Here is a 21,317-nt window from a genome sequence, read left to right as displayed (position 1 = left end):
TCTAGAGGACGGTCCACCCCGGAGAGATCGGTCACGCTCCGCACCGGAGCGACCCCGCACGCGAAGTCTTAATCGAAAACGATTATCATTATCATGAAAGCTCCTCCGGGAACCACCCTCGGAGGAAACAGCCGCTCGTCACCACGGCACCCCAGGAGTCGAAAGGCCCATGTCCACCACCACCGAAGCGAACACCGCCCCGAAGCCTCCACCCCCGCGAAACATACTGCTCGACAGCGGTTTCCTCCGGCTGTGGGCCGGTTCCACGGCCTCGGCCACCGCGACGTGGGCGCTTCCCTTCCTGCTGGGCCTGGCGGTGCTGCGGAACACGCTCACTCCCACCGAGGCGGGTCTGCTGTTGGCCACCCGCACCACCGGATTCCTGGTCGCCGTCCCCGTGGGAGGTCTGCTGACCGACCGCTACGCGGCCCGCCGCGTGATTCTCCTCTCCGGGACACTGGCCGCCACGGCGACACCCGCCCTCGCCTGGGGGATGGGACACTCCCTCGTGCTCGCCGCCGGCGCCGCCGCCCTGGTCGGCATCGGACAGGGAACCACCCGGCCCGCCTACCAGGCCCTGACCGCCGAAGTCGTCGACCCGGACCGCCTCCAGCAGGCCAACGCGGCACGGACGTTCTCGGTACGCGTGACCACCTTCGTCGCCCCCGCCGGCACCGCCCTGCTGGCCACGACCCTCGGTCTGCGCACACTGCTGCTGCTCACCGCGGCACTGTGGCTGGTCTCCGCCTTGTCCCCTCCCCCCGGCACCCATCGTGGACATGAGGAGGAGTCCGACACGGAGGGACTCGTCGCCGGATTCGTCGCGGGCCTCCGGGAGGCCCGTCGCCACAGCTGGTTCCCGGCTGGGCTGGTCGCGTTGAGCACGGTGATCACCTTCGGTTACTCGGCCACCAACATCGTGCTTCCCCTGATCAGCCGGGACCGGTACGGAAGCGAGTTCGTCCTGGCCGGGGCCCTGACCGCCTACACGGCGGGAGCCCTGCTCGGAGCCGTCCTCATCGGACGTTGGCGCCCACGTTCCCCGGGATGGACGGCCCTGGTCTCGCTGGGCTGTTACGGGATCGCCCCGCTCACCCTGCTGCTGCCCGTTCCTCCCTTCGTGGTGTTCGCGGGCTACGTCGTCGCCGGAGTGGGCATAGAACTGTTCAACGTCCCTTGGTTCACGGCGACCCAGCGGGAGGTGGACCCCCGGTTGCTGGGTCGGGTCTCCTCGCTGGACTTCCTGGTCTCCTACGGTCTCGCTCCGCTGGGACTGGCCCTGATCGGTCCGGCCGTCGAGGCCTTCGGGCCCGGGTGGGTGCTCGGAGCCTGCTCCCTGCTGTGCTTCACGGTCCCGACTCTGCTCACCCTCATCCCGGGAACCCGGCACTTCGCCCACCCACGACAGTGACCCGCCGGTGCGGCCGGGCGGGCACCCGGCCGCACCTTCCGTTCTCGTGCCGACGGGGCCGGGAGGGAGACGGTTTCGGGTCACCGAGGTTCATGACGGAATCCGTGTCCGGGACGAAGGGGCTCCGCTGTTCGGCGGGGTTTCCGGATTCCGCCGAACAGCCGAGAAAGGAAAGGCACGGCAGTCCCCGACTCGCTCCACTGTACGGTTTCCGACGGTTCTCGTTCGCTTTCCTCGGCTCGGGGTGATGCGCGAGCAGCACGATCACCCAGCTCGGGGCCGAGATATCCCCGAACAGCGAGGTCCCGAACTCCGGAATGTTCCTTTCCGGAAAACGAAAAAGGGAATCCGTTCGTATCCGGACGTGTTTTTCCGGTGTGCTCCGTCCGACGGCGGGACGGTTCCCCCGCCTGTCCGCTGCTGCGGGTCCCCGGTCGACACACGGACGGACTCCACACGGCCGTGCTGGTCACTCCGTCCCTTCGGGCACGCGAACCGTTCTGTCGTTTCGGGTGTCCGGAGGACGAACCGTCTTCCCGAAGCAGCCGGGAACGCGTCGGCCGTGTGGAGGACGAGAAGAGTTCGACACCACGTGAGGAACGAAAGATTTCCGAACAAGGGGTTTACTGGTTCTTTTTCTGTGCTAGTTTTGGGAGCGCTCCCAGTGATCCACATCACCGACGATGGGAGCTGAAACGATCTCGGCGAAGCGAGAGGCAGCACGTCGGGATCGTGGTCGGTGCTCGTGCGCCGGTCACTCCGCAGAACAGAAAAACAAGGAGTCACTCCTATGACATCCACTTCGCCACCAACACGACGAAAGTGGCGACGTTTCCTGCCCGCGGCCGTGGCCTTCGCCATGACCGCGGCGTTCCCCGTCGCTGCGTCCGGACAACCCCAGGCGCAAGCCCACGTGGACAACCCCTTCGAGGGTGCCAGTTCCTACGTCAATCCCGACTACTCCGACAACGTCCAGAGCTCCATCGACCGGACGGACTCAGCGGAACTCAGGGACAGGATGCGGACCGTGCAGTCCTACCCCACAGCGGTGTGGCTCGACCGCATAGCGGCCATCGAGGGAGGTGAGGCCAACGGAGGACGACTGGGCCTGCGGGAACACCTCGACGAGGCACTCGCCCAGAAGGGCTCCGGGCCCATCACGGCCTCGTTCGTCGTCTACGACCTGCCGGGACGCGACTGCGCGGCTCTGGCCTCCAACGGGGAGCTCCCGCTGACCCAGGAGGGCTTACGCCGCTACAAGAACGACTACGTCGACGCCATCACGGAGGTGTTCCAGGATCCGAAGTACGACGACGTCCGCATCGTCACGGTCATCGAGCCGGACGGACTGCCCAACCTGGTGACCAACCTGGACGACCCCGAGTGCGCCGAGGCCAAGTCCAGCGGCATCCAGGTCGAGGCCGTCCAGTACGCGCTGAACCGGTTCCACGAGATCCCGAACGTCTACACCTACATGGACTTCGCGCACTCCGGCTGGCTGGGCTGGAACAACAACCTCACGGACAGCGTCGACCTCTACACCGACGTGGTGCGTGGGACCGAGGGCGGCTTCGCGAGCGTGGACGGCTTCGCGATCAACACCGCCAACTACACCCCCACCGAGGAACCGTTCCTGAACGACCCCTACGGCAGAGTGGGCGGTCAACAGATCCGTTCCGCCCCGTTCTACGAGTGGAACCCGAACTTCGACGAAACGGACTTCGCCGCAGACCTCCACTCCCAGTTCGTCGCCCGGGGCTGGCCCCGTGACATCGGTACGATCATCGACACGGGACGCAACGGGTGGGGCGGTCCCGAACGGCCCACCCGGGAGAGCTCCAGCAACGACCTGGACACCTACGTCAACGAGTCCAAGGTGGATCGACGTGCCCACCGCGGTCTCTGGTGCAACGCCAGCGGAGCCGGCATGGGCCAGCCTCCGCGGGCGAACCCCTCGGTGTCCGCCGAGGCCCACCTCGACGCCTTCGTCTGGATCAAACCGCCGGGAGAGTCGGACGGCTCCAGCGAGGAGATCCCCAACAACGAGGGCAAACACCCCGACCCGATGTGCGATCCCGACTACGTCGCACCGGAGGCGGGCAACAACCCCACCGGGGCCCTGCCCGACTCCCCGCTGGCCGGGCACTGGTTCCACGACCAGTTCACGATGCTGGTGGAGAACGCCCACCCCGCCGTCGGGACCTCCGAGGTGAACACCAACGTCGACTCCTCGGGTGAGCAGGGCTGATTCCCCTTCCTGACCGGTTCCTTCGCGGACCGGCCACCGACACGGGTTTCCCGTCCGGGCACGACCGGTGTCGGGACGGGGAACCCGTCCTCCGACGAACCCAGCTGATTCCCACGGAAACGAGACGGGAGCGACAGATGCGGTCACGAAGCACGCTGATCCTCGCCGGGGCGCTCGGAACAGTCGCCGCGCTGTTCGGCGCGACCGTCAATCCCGGAGCGGCCCAGGCCCACGGCGGATTCACCTATCCGAAGACCCGGACCTACGCCTGCTACGTCAACGGCCTGGAGGGAGGCCAGGGCGGCGATCTCGACCCCACCAACCCCGCCTGCGCCGAGGCGGTCGAACGCGGCGGCAAGACCGCGCTGTGGAACTGGTTCGGCAACCTGATCAGTGACGCGGACGGACGGCACCGCGAGATCATCCCGGACGGCAAGCTGTGCGGCCCCACGGAGACCTACGACGCCTACAACATGGCCCGCACCGACTGGCCCACCACCGAGATGCCGGCGGGCGAGACCGTGACCCTGCGCTACAACGCCTGGGCGGCACATCCGGGCACCTGGTACCAGTACGTGACCAAGGACGGCTGGGACCCGACACAACCGCTGGGTTGGGACGACCTGGAACCCGAACCGTTCAACGTGGTCACCGACCCGCCGATCAACGGCGAGGGACCGCACGGGCCCGAGTACACCTGGCAGGCCGAGCTCCCGGACAAGGAGGGCAGGCACCTCGTCTACTCGATCTGGCAGCGCTCCGACAGCCCGGAGGCCTTCTACAACTGCTCCGACGTGATCTTCCGGTGACGACACGCCGGTGGATCGCCAACCACCACACGGGCGGTGCGGAGCCCACCGCACCGCCCGTGCCGAACCCGACCGGGAAGGATCGTTTCATGGTCAACGGAACCAGTGGCCGGCTGCTCGGGGCCGTCCTGTTCACCACGGGCGTGCTGGCCTCGAGCACGGCCGTCGGGACGGCCGCCGCCCAACCCGCCACCACACTGTGCGACAAGTACGCCTCCACACCGGTGGCGGACGGCCGCTACATCGTCCAGAACAACGTGTGGGGGGCCGAGACCACGCAATGCCTCGACGTGGACGGCACCTCGTTCACGGTGACCACGGCCGAGCACGACAGGCCCACCGACGGGGCCCCGGCGGCGTACCCCTCGGTGTATCTCGGCTGTCACTACGACAACTGCACCACGGGTGACTCCCTTCCGTTGCGGGCCGACCGGATGGGTGAGGTGCGCACGCACTGGGACATCACCACCCCGGATGCGGGGACCTACAACGCCGCCTACGACCTGTGGTTCGATCCGGTGGCGAACCAGTCCGGACAGAACGCGGCCGAACTGATGATCTGGGTCGACCGCAGAGGGGACATCCAACCGATCGGTTCCCCGGTGGACACCGTGACCCTCGACGGCACCCGCTGGGAGGTCTGGACCGGCGGAGAGGGCTGGAACGTGATCAGCTACGTCCGCGCGGAACCGGCCGAGTCCGTCGATCTCGACCTGAGCGCGTTCACCGCCGACGCCGTCGAGCGCGGCTCGGTCGCACCGCACTGGTACCTGAACAGTGTCCAGGCGGGCTTCGAACCGTGGGTCGGCGGAGCGGGACTGGCCACCAACGACTTCTCGGTCGAGATCGGTTGACCGAGCCCCCGGGCACGGGCACTCCCCGCTCGCGTCCGTGCCCGCTCCCCACGCCCGCCGGAGGAGACGGCCTCCCGCCCTCCGGCGGGGTCACTGGCACCCGCCCCTCAGGCGGAGTCCCGGTGGACCAGCCCGGTGGGCAGGATCACCGGCCCCGGCACACTGTCCGGCTGTTCGATCCTGGTCACCAGCAGGCGGGCGAGTTCGTTGCCCATGCGGCGTACCGGCTGGGACACGCTGGTCATGGCGGGATCGGTGTTGCGGGCGACGTCCGAGTCGTCGAAACCGACCACGGCGACGTCGTGGGGAACCCTCCTGCCGTGTTCCCGCAGGACCCGCATGGCACCGGCCGCCATCAGGTCACTGGCCGCGAACACCCCGTCGATCGTGTCGTCGCGCTCCAGCAGCTCACGCATCGCGCGTTCCCCACTGGCCCGGCCGAAGTCCCCGTGGGCGACCAGCCCGGCGCCACCGCGGCGGAACTCCAGGGCCGCGCGGTACCCGGCGAGCCGGTCGACTCCGGCCGCCATGTCCTGCGGACCGGTGATCGTCGCGATCCGGCGGCATCCGATCCGGAACAGGTGATCGGTGGCGGTCTCGGCCCCGGAGAGATTGTCCGCGTCCACGAACGGCATCCCGCTCCCCGAGGAGAGCGGTCGTCCGGTGAGCACCACGGGAATGTCGGCGGCCACGAGTTTTCCCGGAAGGGGATCGGCCCCGTGCAACGAAATCAGCACGGCCCCGTCGACACGACCGTCACGTGCGAAACGCTCGACCCGCTCACGCTGCCGGTCACTGCCGGCCAGCATCAGACTCAGTTGAAGATTCGTCCTGCCCAGTTCCTCCCCCAGCCCCCGGACGAGTCCGCCGAAGAACGGCTCGCCGAAAACCCTTTCCTCCGCTTCCGAGACCACCAACAACACCGTGTCGGTTCGTTTGGTGACCAGGTTGCGCGCGGCCTGGTTGGGAACGTATCCGAGTTTGTCGATGGCCTCCCGCACGGCGTGCAGGGTGTTCGTGCTGACTTCGAGCGAGCCGTTGACCACACGCGACACGGTGCCGCGGGAGACACCGGCCTCGGCGGCGACCTGTTCGAGAGTCGGCCGCCCGGCGGCCCGGGTACGCCCGGGACTCGTCATAGGTCCTCCAGATCGTCCGCCCACCGGAACTCATGGTACTGGGGCCACACGCACGGCTTGTCGGCACCGACGAACGTCACCCGACCGCCCCCGACGAATCCTCCCCGTGACGATCGGACTGACGAGTGGCCCACGGGGATTCGCACACCACGAACCCTACCCGAAACATCACCCGGCCGAACGCGAACGACGGAGGAACCGTCCTCTTTACCGGTCACGAGAGACAAAAAGAACGAAACGATCCGTTTCGACACTCTCTCGGGTGCTCCTCCGGTTATGGTGTTCCTCGGAATGCGCGAAAGGAATCACTGAATCGAGTTGCCGAATCGGACGGGAAACTCGCGGTTCGCGATTCCGGCAACACGCCCCCGCGCCCGGTCACTGACGAGACCCCGGTTCCGGGAGCGGTTGCTCGTGCCATCCGTTCGGCGGCTTCGTCGCGACGGTGGGATCGCTCATCCTGGTCCGGGCGGCCCCTGTCGCCGCTTCCGAACGGAGGACAGCCGTGATGACCACCGACGCGCGCGGACAGACACCGGAGACCGGCACCGACCCCCGCGGCGACCCGGGCGGAACCGTCCGGGTGCATCCCGCGGACCTTCCCTCCGATCCCCGGGCACGACGGGTCATCAAGACCGCAGGCGGGCGATGGTGCACCCTGACCCGCCCGGATCCGAGCACCTCGGAACCCCGAGCGGAGGACCTGGCGGACTGGCCGCCCCAACCGCTGGCCGAACTCGCCCGGGTGCTGTGTGTCTCCCCCGACGACGGTTTCCCACCGACCGTGCCGGCGCCCCGGGACGAACATCCGGAGCCCGAGCGCGGTCGCGACCGCACGCCGCCGAAACGCGCGAGAACACCGACGTTCTGGGAGGTGGCCAAGGTCTACTGTCGAGCGTTCCTGCGCACCGACGAACGGCTGAAACAGTACGAGCGGGGCAGGCTCCCCGGCTGCTGACCCCGCTCTTCCCGGTCATCCCAGGGGGGGTGTGCGCCGGGTCCACCCGCTCGTCCTCCCGCACGGGGCCGGGAGGGGTTCCGTCCCCGAACGGACGCCCGCCCAGGGCCTGACGCCCGTGGGGACTCGTCCAACCGGACAGTTCGGGGCCGCCGGGCACGATCCCGGTGGGGTTGATGCCGCTGTGCACGACGTAGTAGTGCCGCTTGATCTGTTCGAAGTCCACCGTGTCCCCGAACCCGGGGGTTTGGAACAGGTCCCGCGCGTAGGCCCACAGCGCGGGCATCTCGGTGAGTTTGTGGCGGTTGCACTTGAAGTGCCCGTGGTAGACGACGTCGAAACGCACCAGTGTGGTGAACAGGCGCACGTCGGCCTCGGTGATCGTCTCCCCCACCAGATAGCGCCGGTCACGCAACCGGTCCTCCAACCAGTCGAGAGCCGACCACAGCCGCTCGTAGGCCTCGTCGTAGGCGGCCTGGGTCTCGGCGAAACCGCAGGCGTAGACCCCCTTGTTCACGTCGGTGAACACGCGTCGGTTGATCTCGTCGATCTCCTGACGGTGTTCGGCGGGCAGCAGGTCGGGGGCGCCCGCCCGGTGGTGGGCGCGCCACTCCGTGGACAGGTCCGGGGTGATCTGCGCGAAGTCGTTGGTGACCACCGCGCCCGTGGTGGTGTCCACGATCGCCGGAACGGTGATCCCCCGGGCGTAGTTCGGGTCCCGCCGGAAGTAGGCCTCCCGCAGGCGGTGGATCCCCAGCACCGGATCGCGCCCTCCGGGGTCGAGGTCGAACGTCCACGAGCGGGAGTCGTGCGTCGGGCCCGGCATCCCCACCGAGATCGCGTCCTCCAGCCCGAGCAGTCGCCGCACGATGAGCGTCCGGTTCGCCCACGGGCAGGCGCGCGCGGCGACCAGCCGGTAGCGACCGGACTCGACGGGGAAACCCTCGGCCCCGTCGGCGGTGATGCGGGTGGCGATGTACTCACCGTCCCGGGCGGATTCCTTGCCCTCGGTCACGGAACCTCCACTGCGAGCGTGCGCGGGCCACGATCACCGGTGTCTCCGGCCGTTTCGGCGACCCGTTGCCGCTTTCGAGGGTACGCCCGTTCGGCGTGACCGACACCTCAACGGACTCGTAGTATGTCAGCAAGTCCTCGCCCTGCCGGTGTCGAGGCGCACACGTTTCGCCCGCTCGGCTCCGGAAGGCACGACGGCGGAAACGGCCGCACCGCGGCGACCAGGATCGGCGGAGGAGTCTCCGATGAGTGAGCACAGCCGCGAGGAGATCGGCGTCGAGACGTCCGCCAAGCGCGTGCGGACCGTCTTCGGTGGGCACGTGGTGGCCGACACCCGACGGCCGGTGCTGGTCTGGGAGCACCCCTACTACCCCACCTACTATGTTCCGCGCGAGGACGTGCGGGCCGAGCTGACCGAGGCCGGCGAGGTGCGGCACTCGCGGCGGCTGGGTGAGGGCACGGTTTACGACGTCGTCACCGACTCGGCGAGGGCACCGGCGGCCGCGATCGGCTACCGGAACTGCCCGCTGCCCCGACTGCGCGAGCTGGTCCGGATCGACTGGAACGCGATGGACGAGTGGTTCGAGGAGGACGAGCCGGTCTACGTCCACCCCCGCGACCCTTACACGCGGGTGGACATCCTGGAGAGTTCGCGGCACGTGGTGGTGCGGCTCGACGGCGTCACCGTCGCCGACTCGCACCATCCGCGAATCCTGTTCGAGACCGGCCTGCCGCCCCGCTACTACCTGCCGTTACCCGACGTGCGGATGGAGCTGCTGCGCCCCAGCGAGCACGTGACCCGCTGCCCGTACAAGGGAACGGCCACCTACTGGCACGTGCACACCGGCGAGGCCGAGCACACTGATGTGGCGTGGATCTACCGCACGCCGCTGCCGGAGAGCCACAAGATCGCCGGGCTGGTCTGTTTCCACGACGAACGTGTGGATCTGCATCTGGACGGCGAACTCCAGCGGCGGCCCGAGACGCCGTTCTCCTGACGGACGACCCACCGCGGTCCCGCGGACGGCGGAGTGGCCGGGTCCCGCACCGCGGGGACGGAAACGAACCGAAGACCACTCTCCGGGAGGAGGACGTCCGGGGCTCGGGCGTGGTGTGATCGGCCCATGCGACGAGGACGCAACGGACACCGGTGCCGCCCGGACACCTCACGCATCGGCCTGTGGCGCTGCGGGGTGTGTGGCCAGCAGTGGGAGATCCACGGCGTCGCCGGAAACCCCCGCGTTCGCAGGGTCAGCCGCCTCGGGTGGTTCCTCGTCCGGCTCTTCGGCTGAGACGGTGTGCCGAAGGCGCGGACGGGAGTACTCATCGCCCCAGTTCGTCGAGCCGGGCCAGCATCCGGCGTGCCTGTTCGGCGTGGAGCTGGGACTCCTCGGTGGTGGCGGCGGCCAGCACCTGCCGCAGTAGTTCCCGGGCCGCGTGCGTGTCCCCGGTGTTCGACAGCAGCGTCGCGAGCTGGACACGGACCTCCAGGATGCGTTCCAGTTCGTTCGGCGACAGCCGGAGGTATTCGTTGAGCAGCGCGCGCAGTTCGCTGGCGGCCCGCTGGTTCTCGCCGAGTTCCATGCGGCAGGTGGCGGCCATGAACCGGCACTCCAGCACGGAGGAGATCGGCACGCCGGAGTCGTCGTCGAACTCCGCGAGCAGCCTCGTGTACTCCTCCAGCGCCGCCCGGTAGTCGCCGCCGAGGAAGTGGAACGTGGCGAGGTTGCGCCTGATCTTCGTCCTGCGGTCCGGGGTGAGCTGTCGCCGCAGCGAGCGGTCCAGCAGCAACGAACGCAGCAGTTCGGCCGCCTGGGTGAACCGTGCCTCGTCGACCAGTTCGTTGGCCCGTTGCTGCTCCGCACGGATGCGTTCCTCGGCCTCGCGTGGGTCCGCGAGGGCAACCTCGTCGCCAGTCTCGGTGGTCGCGGGCCGAGACCGCGGGGAGCGCGGGGCGTGCGGGTGCCGGTAGGGAGCCGTCGGGTCGCCGCTGTCGGTGACGGTGACGGAGTTCTCCGGCGCGGGCAGGTACGGCAGCAGCCGCCGGTATACCTCCCGTGCGTCCTCGGGGCGTTCCTGCGGGTTCTTGGCCAGCAGGTCGAGCACGAGTCGTTCCAGGTCCGCCGGAACCGTCACGCCGCACTCCCGTAACGGGGTCGGCGACACGCTCAGGTGCTTGTGCACGATCGCGGGCGCCCCGGGGGCGTCGAACACCCGTTCGCCGCTGAGCAGCTCGTGCAGCACGCATCCCAGGGAGTACAGGTCGCTCGCCGGGGTGGCGGTGTTGTTCATGGCCTGTTCCGGTGCCATGTAGGCGGGGGTACCCATGCTCTCGCCCGCACGGGTGAGTTTGGTGTGTCCGCCTTCCAGCACGGCCGCGATGCCGAAGTCGAGTACTTTGACGGTGCCGCTGTCGGCGATCATCACGTTGCTCGGTTTCAGGTCGCGGTGGATCAGCGAGGCCTCGTGTGCCGAGGCCAGCACGGCGGCGATCTGCGCGGCGATCGAGGCGGCCCAGGACACCGACAGCGGCGCGTGTTCGGCGATGATGGCGGCGAGGTCGGTGCCGGAGATCCGTTGCATGACCAGGAACAGCTCGTCGCCCTCGGTGCCGACGTCGTGGACGGCGGGAACGCCGGGGTGTTCGACCCTGGCGGTGAGTTGGGCCTCGCGCACGAACCGTTTGGTCAGCAGCTGCGGGTCGTCGGCTTCGGCCAGTTTGGCCGCGGGCAGCAGTTTCACCGCGATCCGTCGGTCCAGCCGCTGGTCGTAGCCGGACCAGACCTGGCCCATCGCTCCGTGTCCGATCGGCGAGGTCAACTCGTAGCGCCGCGCGATCACCCGGTTGTTGCCCACCGGTCCTCCTCGTCACCTGCCACCGGCGCACCGCGCCCGAGCACCACTCCGGCGGATGCTCCCGTGCGGCACGGAACCGCGCGTGCCGTCCGGTGCCTCCGGCGCGCCCACCGACACCGTCACGGGAGGTTCCGCCGAACGACCGCCCGAGCGGACCGGGACGACAGCCTCCCACGACGGACACACGGACAGAAGATCATCCGTATCACCCCTGCCTACGACGGTCAAAGCAGCAGGTGAGGCACTGTGGCTCCCGGGGGGCTCGGGAACCGCGTGGACCCGTACGGCTGCGATCCCCCCTCGATCCCGGGTGAGCCGGGCACGCGGCACAGCTCTCCCGGGATCAGGGGGAGGTGAGGTTCTCGGTCTACCGGAGTTGTGACTTGGGAGCTTCACCCCGCGCGGGGTGTTACACCCGCGCCGAGCCGGGGGTTACGGGCAGAGCGGCGATGGCGGGCCGATAGTGCCCGAACATGAGCGCCAGGGCTTACCAAGGACACGGCCGGGTTCGCCTAGATCGTGCGTTGCCTGACGCGCGAGCTGCACGCCCTCTGACGGCGGTCCGCACGGCTGTGAACCGTGGCCAGGACTTACGTCCCTCCCCACACGCTGCCTGGACCACATGTGGCGGGAAGCGTATTCCGTGCTACGCTCGGCACTGCTATTTGTAATCTTGGCGGATACAAAGTAGCACGGAGTCCCCTGGTCACGATCAGGGGACTCTTCTTCGCTCGTGACCGAGCGTGCACGCAAGAGAAAGCACCCCCGGAAACGATTCCGAGGGTGCGAAGCCGTTGCCTGAGGCTCAGTCGAAGCGGCTGCTCTTCACGGCGTCGAGGAAGGCCGACCACTGCGAGCCGGTAGCGGTGAAGTGTCCCGCATCGCGGTTCTTCGTGTCGCGCACGCTGACGTTTTCGGCGGCCACCGCGACTTCGACACAGTTGTTCGCGCCCTGCGAGCGGCTGGACTTCCGCCAGGTCACGCCGGTCAGATCAGCCATGATTACCTACTCCGTGGTCTGGTGTCGCAGCTCCTTGATTCGGCGGTCCAGCATCGTGGCCGTCTCCCGTTCGGACGCCGCCGCCGCGCGCAGCCTATCGAACGCCCACCCACAGGCAACAGTTTCCGTCCGCCGCCGAGCGCGACGTACTCACCGGTCGTGAACGGGATTACCTGCAAAACGACATTGGAACGCTCGGCCTCCGGACAGGAAAACACCCCGGAAACGAATCCGAGGGTACGAAGCCGTTGGCTGAGGCTCAGTCGAAGAGGAGTTCAATCGAGTTCACGAATCCGCTGTGTGGCAGCCTCACCCTCCCATCCGGCGAGGGCACGGTGGTCCGCCGCCCACTCGGCGCGGGTCCAGGCTTCCGGCATGGCTTCCAGGGACTCTCTCGCTGCCTGGCGGGCTTGCTCGGCGTCCCCGAGCGCGTGGAGCACGAACCCTTTGTGTCCACTCAGGACGGATGGTACGTACCAGTACGAGTTGTCCGGCAACTCCTCCGGCGAAGGTAGTCGCTCGATTCGGTGATCGGCTTGGCCGAGCAGACGTGTGGCCTCGCGGGAATCTCCCTCGTGTGCCGCGATCTCGGCACCCTGAATGGTCATGTAGGCATACAGCCCCGGATCAACGCGGCTGTCACGCAGGGACGCCTCGTTGAGGTTGGCTGCCTGCCTGTAGTTACCGATCAGTAGTGCACGGTATGCGGAAAAGCTCAGTGCGGTGGCGAGCCGCTGGGGGTCGTCGGCCTCCATCGCCAGCCGCGCCGCGCGGTCCAGGTGGGCTTGCGCGTGGCCGTGTTCGCCTCGTGCGATCTTGAGCCAGCCGAGGTACTGGCTGGTCTCCGAGGCCAGTCCCACTGCTTCGGGGGTGTGCTTGGACTCCTCGGCCAGGTGGTTCACGAGTTCGGCGTGGGCCGCGACGCTGGGCAGGACGGCGCTCGCGGATGTTTCGTCTTCGAGTCTGCGCACGGTGGACAGCATCTCGGCTGCTTGGGACAGGGCCGTGGTGTCGGCCGTGCGGGGGTGCTGTGCGGCACGGCGAAGCCGCTCGGCTCGTGGGTCGGGAGCGAATCCGAGGTCGTGATCGGACGCTCCGAGAATCGCGCGGAAGGCCGCACGGTAGTCCCGTCCCGGCCGTCGGATCTGCCCGCGCTCAAGCCTGCCGAGGTAGTGCCGGTCCAGTGCTCCCGGCCTGCCGGTGTGCTCTGCCAGCCACGCGTTGACCCGTTCGGCCAACTCGGCGCGGCTCATGTGTTCACCGGGCACGCGGGCCGATTCCGCCGCGTGGCGTGCCGCCCTGAGGTGATCGTTACCGATCATAGTTCTTCAGTCTGCCACCGAGCTGCCCCCGAAGTGACCCCGTTCCGCCACTGTGCGCGAAGCGACACCACGTCGATGCTTGGGGTGATGGGTGCGACCAGTGCCGTGCAGTCCGGCCGACATCTGGGCCGGGCAGCGATCGAACGGGGGAACTCTGTGGAGCTCAGCGAGCAGACCAGGCGGGTCGTCGTGTCGTGGTTCGTCCCGGACGGCGACACCCACCAACACGCCACACTGGACGAACTGCCGTTCGGAGGCGGTGCGGTGAACACCCTCGGCGGCCACGCCTACGCCGAAGCTCCCCCGGTTCAACCGAGTGTCCACATACGAAAGCACCCCCGGAAACGATTCCGAGGGTGCGAAGTTGTTCGGCTGGGGCTCAGTCGAAGCGGCTGCTCTTCACGGCGTCGAGGAAGGCCGACCACTGCGAGCCGGTAACAGTGAAGTAACCAGCCTCGCGGTCTTTGCTGTCGCGTACGGCAGCATGTTCATTCACCCGGCCGACCTCGACACACTGACCGCCTTGCCCAGAGTACGAGCTCGTACGCCACGCGCTCATGGTGCGTTCCCTCCTGTCGCATCCGCTCATGCGGGGATCATCGTACGCACCAACTTCACGGACTCCCGCTGCGACAGCGTTGCCGAACGGACCTCGTCGAAGATGTGTCGCAGCGTGGTCACTTCGTTACTGTCCTCGATGATGTGCCCGCCGAGCGGACCTTCGACGTATCCGATATTCGGGTCGGTTTCCCCGAACACCGAAGCCCCCCAGCCGAAGACCGCCGCATGCACCACATCCGACCGTTCTGTGACCTCTGTTTCACCGCCTACCTGAAACTCCGCAGGGCTCAGCCGAGTGTCCACATACGAAAGCACCCCCGGAAACGATTCCGAGGGTGCGAAGTTGTTCGGCTGGGGCTCAGTCGAAGCGGCTGCTCTTCACGGCGTCGAGGAAGGCCGACCACTGCGAGCCGGTGGCGGTGAAGTGCCCCGCCTCGCGGTTCTTCGTGTCGCGCACGCTGACGTTTTCGGCGGCCACCGCGACTTCGACACAGTTGTTCGAGCCCTGCGAGCGGCTGGACTTCCGCCAGGTCACGCCGGTCAGATCAGCCATGATTACCTACTCCGTGGTCTGGTGTCGCAGCTCCTTGATTCGGCGGTCCAGCATCGTAGCTGTCTCACGTTCGGACGCCGCCGCCGCACGCAGCCTATCGAACGCTCGCTTGTAGGCGTCCGTGTGGGCGGGACGGTCGATGTAGTCGGCGGAGGTGAGTCCCTCCAGATAGACATAAGTCGCTGCGGGCTCTTCCAGCGTGAGCAACATCCATCCGCTGCCGAGCGCGACATGCTCACCGGTGGTGAACGGGATGATCTGGATCGTGACGTTGGAGCGTTTCGCCATCTTGCGCAGGTGTTGGAGCTGATCGCGAAGGACTTGATAATCCCCGATCTGTCGGTGCAGCGCGGCTTCACCGAGGATCACCCACACCTGCGGTCCTTCCTCGCGAAGAGCCCGATCGGCTCGCATCATCCGCTCGGCCACCCCGGGCTCGGGGTCCACGGTTTCGTCCAGCGGGTTGGACAGCACGGCCCGCGCGTAGTGCTCGGTCTGCAAGATCGTGGGGATGACTTCGGGATCGTAGACCTTGATCTCGGATGACGCGCCTTCCAGCGCGACACTGGTCGCGGCCCAGTCGGGAACCTTGGCCGGTTGATCGCGTCGCCGGGCTTCCTTACCGAGCGCTCGCAACCGTTCGGCCTGCTCCTGATCGTCCGCCACGCCGTACATCTCAAGCATGACTTCGATCTCGGGCCGCACTGGCGGTCAAGTCTCCGCGCTCCACTTTGGTCAGCTTGCCCGAATACCAGTCGAGACGTTCGGAGATCTTGGCTGGCGACACCCCTGCCTCGTGGCGCAGGTTTCGCAGGATCAACCCAACTTGGACACGGCGCACTGCGGGTGGCGTATTGCTCATGCGAGGAAGACTATCGCGTGAACCCTACAGACAAGATCCCCTGATTGAGGGATCGTCAATTGCAATTGCAGTTGGCTATGTTCCTAGCCAATGAGCGCACTAAGCAGCTTGCAGTCCGGCCGCGATCTGGGCCGGGCGGCGATCGAACGGGGGAACTCTGTGGAGCTCAGCGAGCAGACCAGGCGGGTCGTCGTGTCGTGGTTCGTCCCGGACGGCGACACCCACCAACACGCCACACTGGACGAACTGCCGTTCGGAGGCGGCGCGGTGAACACCCTCGGCGGCCACGCCTACGCCGAAGCTCCCCCGGCCGAAGACCGCCGGATGCACCACATCCGACCGTTCTGCGACCTCTGTTTCACCGCCTACCTGAAGCTCCGCGGGGCTCAGCCGACCTGGAAGGAATGATCGTGAACATCCCCGAACGCCAGCACTACTGGCTCCCCGTACCGGACCGAACCGGGTTCACCTGGCACCGGCACGCCTTCCGGGGCAAACACTGGGACGGCCGATCAGCCGACACCTCCGTGTGCGGCGCTCAGTGCGCCATGGCCAAACCCAGCGAGCTGGACTGGGTCCAGGCCCCCACCTGCTCGGACTGCACCGAACTGTTGATCGCCGAACAGTCAGGCGGCGGAAGCGCTGCGCAGCCGGACATCGGCAGCGCCGAACAGGCGGGCACCGGCAGCGCCGAGGGGGAACAGTGACCGGACGACACCGCGAACCGGACCGCGTGCGCGGATACGTCCGTGCCTTCTCCGGCGAGTTGTACGCACCTGCGAGGAAACGAACAACGGTGCCGTACTCGGTTCTGCAACGGGTGCTCGACGGGCTCCGGAGGCTCTGAGCACGCCCGCCGGGGAAACGACACACGGACAAGGGGGTGTCTCCTCGTCACCCCTGGACACACTGGACGCAGTAGCCGAACCAGCGGGTAAGACGCCGTCTTACCCGCTGTGAACCACCCGTTGGCCATCGCGGTCTCCCGCCGGTTCCCGCGGTCGTGCCGACTCCGCGTGCTGACCTCCGGACAGCGATCCCCGACAGCCTTACACAACCCCGGAACAGGTCGCCGTCCGTCTTTCCCACAGAGCCGCAGGCGACACATGGGATTCGGGAACCACACAGCAGGAGCTCCGCACCCGTGACCATCGCGCTGGTCGTCGGAACCCGGCCCGAAGCCACCAAACTCGCCGCTGACCACGCTCCTGATTCCCAACGCGCTGATCGTCTGTACCGGCCAGCACTACACCGCGACCGGAGTGGCTTGCCTACGTGGCGTTCCGGCCCGGTCGGCTGACTTTTGATGCGGGAGAGAGTCTTTCGCAACGGGCTCGTCCGTTGGAGAGCCTCCGCTGTCGGTCGGCGGCGCTACCGTCGCGCCATGCGACAACCGCCCAGCCTCCCCGCTATCCGTGCGAGGCCCGAACACGCCGTCAGCGACTCTCAGGAGCTGGCCTTCAGCGACGGCAGCGAGGATCGTGAACCTCGCCCAGACCGGGGAGGAAGCAAGTCACCGCCTTCGCTCGTGCCGAAACGGAAACACAGCCAGGCACCGTGAGCAGCCTCGAAAAACTCGGCGAACAGCTGGCCCTGGTACTGGCCAAACTCGCCGAAAGCCAGACCGCTCTCGCCCACGCCCGCCAACGGATCGGCGAAAGCGGCCAAACTTTGGCCGCCATCGTCGACGAGCACACCCACCCCGACCTGTCGGCCGGCATCCCGGCCTACCGCGAAGCCTGGTCCACCACGAGCGCGACAAGCAAAACTCTCGTTTCGGTCGACAAGGCCATCCGCGCCTACATGACCAGCATCGGCGCTCCCGGCGCCGAGTCCGTTGGACCCCCTGACGACGAGGCGAGTCCAGCACCAGCCATCCAGCCATCTTTCGAATCACGGTCGGAACCAACCCCTGTGCCTGAAGCAACGGAAGAGGGCGGCAACTCGCCGCCGAGCCCGGATCAACCGCTGCCCACATGGGTCTCAGAAGAGCGTGTCGAACAGGTACGAGCATCGTTGCCTCGGGGAACACGCGGGACACAGACTGTGGGATGGTGGCTCGGCCCTGGCAAGAGCGCCAAGCGCGTGTGCAGTGGTCCGGATGATGACCCCGCCAGCTCCTACAAGCGTGCCGAACGCTTGCTCCAAGCGAGGTTTCCCGACGACCCTGGTGTGTGGGCGCTTGCCCGACACGCTGAAGTCAAGGTCGCCGTAGAGATGTTGGACAATTCCCCTGGCGACGAAGTCTTCGTGCTCGACCGAGAGGTGTGCGGCCGAGAGCGCAACCTCAGTGACGAGCAACGACGCCGCCTCGACGACGAGCGAGCAACCTGCGACCAGCTTTTACCGTTTATCCTGAAGGCTGGGGCGAGCCTGACTGCCGTCGAACACGACAGTGAACGAGCTCGCTACGTGGGAAGGGAGCCGTCGTGACAATTCGTGCCAAGCACTTCGAATTCGAACCGGATAGCACGGTGACTAAGAACCTTCACGAGTCAACTCTGGTTACGGACAGCGATGTGGAGACGTTTCTGGCGGGACTGTCGGACCCGAATGCGAACGAAGCGATACTGACCCACGAGTCCCGCCCGATGAAGCAGCATCCACTGACGGGCCGGATGACCCCTGACCACTCACTCAAGATCGCAGTTGCTGGTGGCTACGGTTACGCCGAGTACACTGGCCCGGGGCATTGGTGCCAGGCAGTGGGAGACCCGGACTCGCCGGAGTACCACACCAGCCGTTCGGACACGATGCGTGCCGGAAACGGCCTCTCGTTTCCCACGTTGACACGCCTTGTCACCGAATTCCTGGAGACGGGCGAACTTCCGCAGCTAGTCACATGGCGTGAGCAGGCTGACCCCTCTGTCACTCACCTATCGTGATCATCAGTGCGAGTCACCAACACGACTGACTGCGCGGTGACGACGCTGACCAGGTCGATCAGGTCATCAACACTGTTCTCACGCAGGGTGATCCGCTCCGGCCGAGCGAGATCTTCGTGGGGGAACAGACGGTGACGCTGGAAACGATGGACCTTCCCGAATACCACCTACGGGTCTGCGTCAACCCGACCGCCGGGTACGCAGCGTTGCTGTTCACCGCCTCGGATCTCGACCCGGACCGGATGTGGGTATCGTTCAACTCGAAACCGCCGCTGGAGGCCCCCACCTGGCCAGCGACATCGACACCGGACGTTACCACGATCGGTTCACAGCCATCCCCATCGAGCGGGCCCGCACAGCGCTCCGAGAGTTCCGGAGCACCGGAGGCCAACGTCCAACGTCGGTGACCTGGGTACTCGGCGATTTCACCGGCGCCATCCTGCAACCGTTCCCGGACGTCGTCGCCTAGGGCGCGCGCTGAAAGAAGGCATCCTCGCATGAACACACCCGACCTGGCTGAACTCACCCGCGCCGACGCCGCCGACGGCATCGACCAACGCGTCGTCGGCGCCGTCATCGACCACGGCGGCACGATCCTGCTGCTCAAACGCCCCGCCGACGACTTCCGCGGCGGCACCTGGGAACTGCCCTCCGGCAAAGTCGAACCCACTGACGCCGACCTGTACGCCGCGCTGCACCGCGAAGTCACCGAAGAAACCGGCCTGACCATCTCGACCGTCACCGGCTATCTGGGCGCGTTCGACTACACCTCCGGCTCCGGCAAACACACCCGCCAACACACCTGGGCCGTCACCGTGGCCAACCCCGCCGAGGTGCACCTCAGCGAACACGACGAGTCCGCCTGGGTGGTCACCACCGACCAGCATCCGGTCAGCGCCGAAGTACGACAACTCGTCGACGCCCACCTCGCCAACCCCACCGGCTAGGCGCGCGTCGAAGCGGACCAAGGCCATTCGTTGATCGCGACGAGGTGGGCGGTGGCTTCGTAGCGCCCGGCGCGCTTGTCGAAACGGTTCGTCGTGCACACCACCGGGCGGCTCGGTCTGCTGGCTGCCTGCCGTAGGCGCACCAGCACGCTGCTGGTGCGCCCGGGCACTGGTGGGATCCACCCGACCACCCGCGAAAGCTCCCCCGCACCGCTTCAGGCCACTTCGCGGTGAATCATCTCGTAGGCCCGCCTGCGCGCCAACCGGATGTAGTCGTCCCGCACCTCCTGGTCGTCCAGGAACTTCTGCAGGAACTTGGTGTTGTCCTCGCCGCGTTCGATCACCTTGTCCTCGAACCTGGAGTCGAACACGTCGGCGAAGGTCTCCTCGCTGTTGTTCAGCGCCGCCGCCTGCACGTGCCCGTCGGCGATGACCCGCTGTACGTCGGCGATCATGTCGTGCTCGCCGAGGTTGGTGCCGTGCCGCTCGTTGAACTCGGCCAGCAGCTCGGCCAGCGTGACCTTCTCCGGTTCGGCCGCCGCGCCCGAGCCGCCGCCGCTGAACCCGGGCAGCACCTGCTCGCCCTCGGGCTCGACGCGCACGTCGTGCTCGCCGGTCTTGCTGATCCGCAGGTGGGTGAGATCGACCTTTCCGATGTCGACGGAGCCGTCCTCGCCGCGCGGCAGCACGTTGAGCAGGTGTTTGCCGAACAGGTACAGCTGTTCCAGGTCGGTGTCGTAGTAGGGGATCACCTGCGAGAGGAACGCGTACATCCGCACGTAGTCCCGCAGCGCGGCCCGGAACTCCTCGGCCTCCTCGGGTTCCTGCTCCTGGTAACGCACGAACCGATCCCTGGCGGGTTCGGTGAACCGGTAGAGGTCGGCGTGGGCGCGCTGCCACTGCGCTTCGGTGCCGGACTCCCGCTGCGCGGCGGCGTGGGCCTCGACGAAGTTGCGCATCTCCGACTCCACGAGCAGCGCGTAGTGCATCACCCGATGCTGCGCGGTGTACAGCAGGTTGGGGTCGGTGGGCGGGGTGACCGCGTGCTCGTGGAACTTGCGGAACTCGGCCTGGATGTTCTCGGCCTCGTTGGCCAGGTCGAGCACGAAGATGTCGTCCTGGCTCTTGAGTCGTCCCGAGGCTGCCCCGATTGGCACCCATTCTCTCCCCAAACACTCACCCGACTTCGGGTGCGAGCCACATGGACTTGGCACCCACAGTCTCAGCGGGGAGAATTTGCATACTAATCACACATTTGCTCCTTCATAATGCAGTGACTACCACGTTCGAGCTGGTCGTCTGCACCATCCCTGTAGTACTACACCGCAAAAGCGGTAACGTGACACACACATCCTTATATCACGTGCCGCCATTGGTCACCTCCAGCTTTCTGAGCCTAGCGATCCAGTTTCCGCTACCAATTAACTGTCGGGCCTCATCCCTACCAGGAAGGGGCTCGGTTGACCGTGCCACGAGATCATCAGGATCTCGCGGGCACGGGGTGGCGGCGACAAACAGGAGCGAGCGTGACTTGCGAAGATCTCGCTGATAGGTGCGGCATCCTTTTCCGGATTCTCTCAAGGGCCGATTCCCGAAGTATGGTTCCGGAGCAGTCACCGACGATGGCGATCCGCTGGTATTCGATTCCCTTGAAGCGGTGCATGATTCCGACGTGGATCTGCCCATCTCCGCGGGAATCTTCCTTGGCCAGTTCGGCACAGGTAATGACGGCCTCATCGCTCAGGTAGCGCATGACCTGATTCACTGCATCCCGGTCCGCGACGCACACCGCGATGCGACCACGCGGGTCCTGCTCGATGCCGTGCTCCCTGGTCGCCAGCTCTGAGAGCCAGGTTCGCAGCGTAGCGGCCAGAGCAGTGATTTCCTCGTTCCACGAG

General features: G+C 67.0%; 23 protein-coding genes and 1 pseudogene. 13 read left to right on the top strand and 11 right to left on the bottom strand.

Translation table 11 applies throughout. The features are described from left to right. Nucleotides 1-169 precede the first annotated feature (169 nt). The 4 genes from ACTMO_RS0107070 to ACTMO_RS20600 all read left to right on the top strand — a co-directional run bounded on the left by ACTMO_RS0107070 (nucleotide 170) and on the right by ACTMO_RS20600 (nucleotide 5,322). Nucleotides 170-1,411: an MFS transporter gene (locus ACTMO_RS0107070; protein WP_019853976.1), complete on the top strand. Its 1,242-nt coding sequence runs from the start codon at nucleotides 170-172 to the stop codon at nucleotides 1,409-1,411. A 790-nt stretch (nucleotides 1,412-2,201) separates the two neighbouring features. Beyond that, on the top strand, nucleotides 2,202-3,659 hold the full coding sequence (locus ACTMO_RS0107065) for a glycoside hydrolase family 6 protein (RefSeq protein WP_211212919.1): 1,458 nt from the start codon (nucleotides 2,202-2,204) through the stop codon (nucleotides 3,657-3,659). 137 nt (nucleotides 3,660-3,796) lie between these two features. Beyond that, the gene (locus tag ACTMO_RS0107060) at nucleotides 3,797-4,468 is read left to right on the top strand and encodes a lytic polysaccharide monooxygenase auxiliary activity family 9 protein (protein WP_019853974.1); all 672 of its coding nucleotides are present in this window, start codon (nucleotides 3,797-3,799) and stop codon (nucleotides 4,466-4,468) included. A gap of 89 nt (nucleotides 4,469-4,557) precedes the next feature. Continuing rightward, nucleotides 4,558-5,322, top strand: coding sequence for a GH12 family glycosyl hydrolase domain-containing protein (locus tag ACTMO_RS20600; protein WP_157062827.1), 765 nt, complete (start codon nucleotides 4,558-4,560; stop codon nucleotides 5,320-5,322). Nucleotides 5,323-5,429: 107 nt separating this feature from the next. On the opposite strand, the gene ACTMO_RS0107050 is transcribed toward ACTMO_RS20600, so the two are convergent. Together ACTMO_RS0107050 and ACTMO_RS20595 are read right to left on the bottom strand one after the other, a co-directional pair. Beyond that, on the bottom strand, nucleotides 5,430-6,461 hold the full coding sequence (locus tag ACTMO_RS0107050) for a LacI family DNA-binding transcriptional regulator (protein WP_019853972.1): 1,032 nt from the start codon (nucleotides 6,459-6,461) through the stop codon (nucleotides 5,430-5,432). A gap of 983 nt (nucleotides 6,462-7,444) precedes the next feature. After that, a pseudogene (locus ACTMO_RS20595) lies at nucleotides 7,445-8,434 on the bottom strand (glutathione S-transferase family protein); the annotation flags it as partial. 244 nt (nucleotides 8,435-8,678) lie between these two features. Here ACTMO_RS20595 and ACTMO_RS0107035 point away from each other — a divergent pair. Together ACTMO_RS0107035 and ACTMO_RS23250 are read left to right on the top strand one after the other, a co-directional pair. After that, on the top strand, nucleotides 8,679-9,431 hold the full coding sequence (locus ACTMO_RS0107035; RefSeq protein WP_019853970.1) for a DUF427 domain-containing protein: 753 nt from the start codon (nucleotides 8,679-8,681) through the stop codon (nucleotides 9,429-9,431). A gap of 126 nt (nucleotides 9,432-9,557) precedes the next feature. Continuing rightward, a complete protein-coding gene (locus ACTMO_RS23250; protein WP_019853969.1) occupies nucleotides 9,558-9,725 on the top strand; it encodes a hypothetical protein in 168 nt (55 codons plus the stop codon). Nucleotides 9,726-9,756: 31 nt separating this feature from the next. Here ACTMO_RS23250 and ACTMO_RS0107025 read toward each other — a convergent pair whose 3' ends face one another. From ACTMO_RS0107025 to ACTMO_RS24225, 8 genes are all read right to left on the bottom strand, one after another. Beyond that, entirely contained in the window at nucleotides 9,757-11,289 is a 1,533-nt protein-coding gene (locus tag ACTMO_RS0107025; RefSeq protein WP_019853968.1) for a serine/threonine-protein kinase, read from the bottom strand. 805 nt (nucleotides 11,290-12,094) lie between these two features. After that, nucleotides 12,095-12,289 (bottom strand): DUF397 domain-containing protein, encoded by a 195-nt coding sequence (locus ACTMO_RS0107020; protein WP_019853967.1) that lies wholly within the window; start codon nucleotides 12,287-12,289, stop codon nucleotides 12,095-12,097. Nucleotides 12,290-12,564: 275 nt separating this feature from the next. Next, nucleotides 12,565-13,611 carry an NsdA family TPR-like regulatory protein gene (locus ACTMO_RS20590; RefSeq protein WP_157062826.1) on the bottom strand — a complete coding sequence of 349 codons (1,047 nt, stop codon included), beginning with the start codon at nucleotides 13,609-13,611 and terminating at the stop codon, nucleotides 12,565-12,567. Nucleotides 13,612-13,990: 379 nt separating this feature from the next. Further along, entirely contained in the window at nucleotides 13,991-14,170 is a 180-nt protein-coding gene (locus ACTMO_RS0107005) for a DUF397 domain-containing protein (RefSeq protein ID WP_019853964.1), read from the bottom strand. A gap of 26 nt (nucleotides 14,171-14,196) precedes the next feature. Next, a complete protein-coding gene (locus ACTMO_RS22870) occupies nucleotides 14,197-14,475 on the bottom strand; it encodes a Scr1 family TA system antitoxin-like transcriptional regulator (RefSeq protein ID WP_157062825.1) in 279 nt (92 codons plus the stop codon). A gap of 55 nt (nucleotides 14,476-14,530) precedes the next feature. Further along, nucleotides 14,531-14,725, bottom strand: coding sequence for a DUF397 domain-containing protein (locus ACTMO_RS0106995; protein ID WP_019853962.1), 195 nt, complete (start codon nucleotides 14,723-14,725; stop codon nucleotides 14,531-14,533). A gap of 6 nt (nucleotides 14,726-14,731) precedes the next feature. After that, nucleotides 14,732-15,430 carry a DUF5753 domain-containing protein gene (locus ACTMO_RS21685; protein WP_019853961.1) on the bottom strand — a complete coding sequence of 233 codons (699 nt, stop codon included), beginning with the start codon at nucleotides 15,428-15,430 and terminating at the stop codon, nucleotides 14,732-14,734. Beyond that, entirely contained in the window at nucleotides 15,402-15,587 is a 186-nt protein-coding gene (locus ACTMO_RS24225) for a helix-turn-helix domain-containing protein (protein ID WP_483756996.1), read from the bottom strand. The genes ACTMO_RS21685 and ACTMO_RS24225 overlap by 29 nt, the downstream gene beginning before the upstream one ends. 90 nt (nucleotides 15,588-15,677) lie before the next feature. Between ACTMO_RS24225 and ACTMO_RS0106985 the strand changes: the two genes are divergently transcribed. From ACTMO_RS0106985 to ACTMO_RS0106950, 6 genes are all read left to right on the top strand, one after another. After that, nucleotides 15,678-15,995, top strand: coding sequence for a hypothetical protein (locus ACTMO_RS0106985; protein ID WP_245556065.1), 318 nt, complete (start codon nucleotides 15,678-15,680; stop codon nucleotides 15,993-15,995). Then, a complete protein-coding gene (locus ACTMO_RS0106980; RefSeq protein ID WP_019853959.1) occupies nucleotides 15,992-16,294 on the top strand; it encodes a hypothetical protein in 303 nt (100 codons plus the stop codon). The genes ACTMO_RS0106985 and ACTMO_RS0106980 overlap by 4 nt, the downstream gene beginning before the upstream one ends. An 850-nt stretch (nucleotides 16,295-17,144) precedes the next feature. Further along, complete coding sequence (locus ACTMO_RS22330) at nucleotides 17,145-18,020, top strand: DddA-like double-stranded DNA deaminase toxin (RefSeq protein WP_084792088.1); 876 nt, start codon at nucleotides 17,145-17,147, stop codon at nucleotides 18,018-18,020. Next, nucleotides 18,017-18,472, top strand: coding sequence for an Imm1 family immunity protein (locus tag ACTMO_RS0106960; RefSeq protein ID WP_019853955.1), 456 nt, complete (start codon nucleotides 18,017-18,019; stop codon nucleotides 18,470-18,472). The genes ACTMO_RS22330 and ACTMO_RS0106960 overlap by 4 nt, the downstream gene beginning before the upstream one ends. A gap of 244 nt (nucleotides 18,473-18,716) precedes the next feature. Then, a complete protein-coding gene (locus ACTMO_RS23660) occupies nucleotides 18,717-18,941 on the top strand; it encodes an Imm1 family immunity protein (RefSeq protein ID WP_019853954.1) in 225 nt (74 codons plus the stop codon). Nucleotides 18,942-18,969: 28 nt separating this feature from the next. Next, nucleotides 18,970-19,419, top strand: coding sequence for an NUDIX domain-containing protein (locus tag ACTMO_RS0106950; protein ID WP_019853953.1), 450 nt, complete (start codon nucleotides 18,970-18,972; stop codon nucleotides 19,417-19,419). 215 nt (nucleotides 19,420-19,634) lie between these two features. On the opposite strand, the gene ACTMO_RS0106940 is transcribed toward ACTMO_RS0106950, so the two are convergent. Beyond that, a complete protein-coding gene (locus ACTMO_RS0106940) occupies nucleotides 19,635-20,576 on the bottom strand; it encodes an HsdR family type I site-specific deoxyribonuclease (RefSeq protein WP_019853951.1) in 942 nt (313 codons plus the stop codon). 395 nt (nucleotides 20,577-20,971) lie between these two features. Between ACTMO_RS0106940 and ACTMO_RS23245 the strand changes: the two genes are divergently transcribed. Continuing rightward, nucleotides 20,972-21,265, top strand: coding sequence for a hypothetical protein (locus ACTMO_RS23245; RefSeq protein WP_169509049.1), 294 nt, complete (start codon nucleotides 20,972-20,974; stop codon nucleotides 21,263-21,265). Nucleotides 21,266-21,317: the final 52 nt, after the last annotated feature.

It is taken from the genome of Actinopolyspora mortivallis DSM 44261 (genome assembly GCF_000384035.1).
In the GTDB taxonomy this organism is placed as follows: domain Bacteria; phylum Actinomycetota; class Actinomycetes; order Mycobacteriales; family Pseudonocardiaceae; genus Actinopolyspora; species Actinopolyspora mortivallis.
This window is presented reverse-complemented; position numbering and strand designations above follow the sequence as displayed.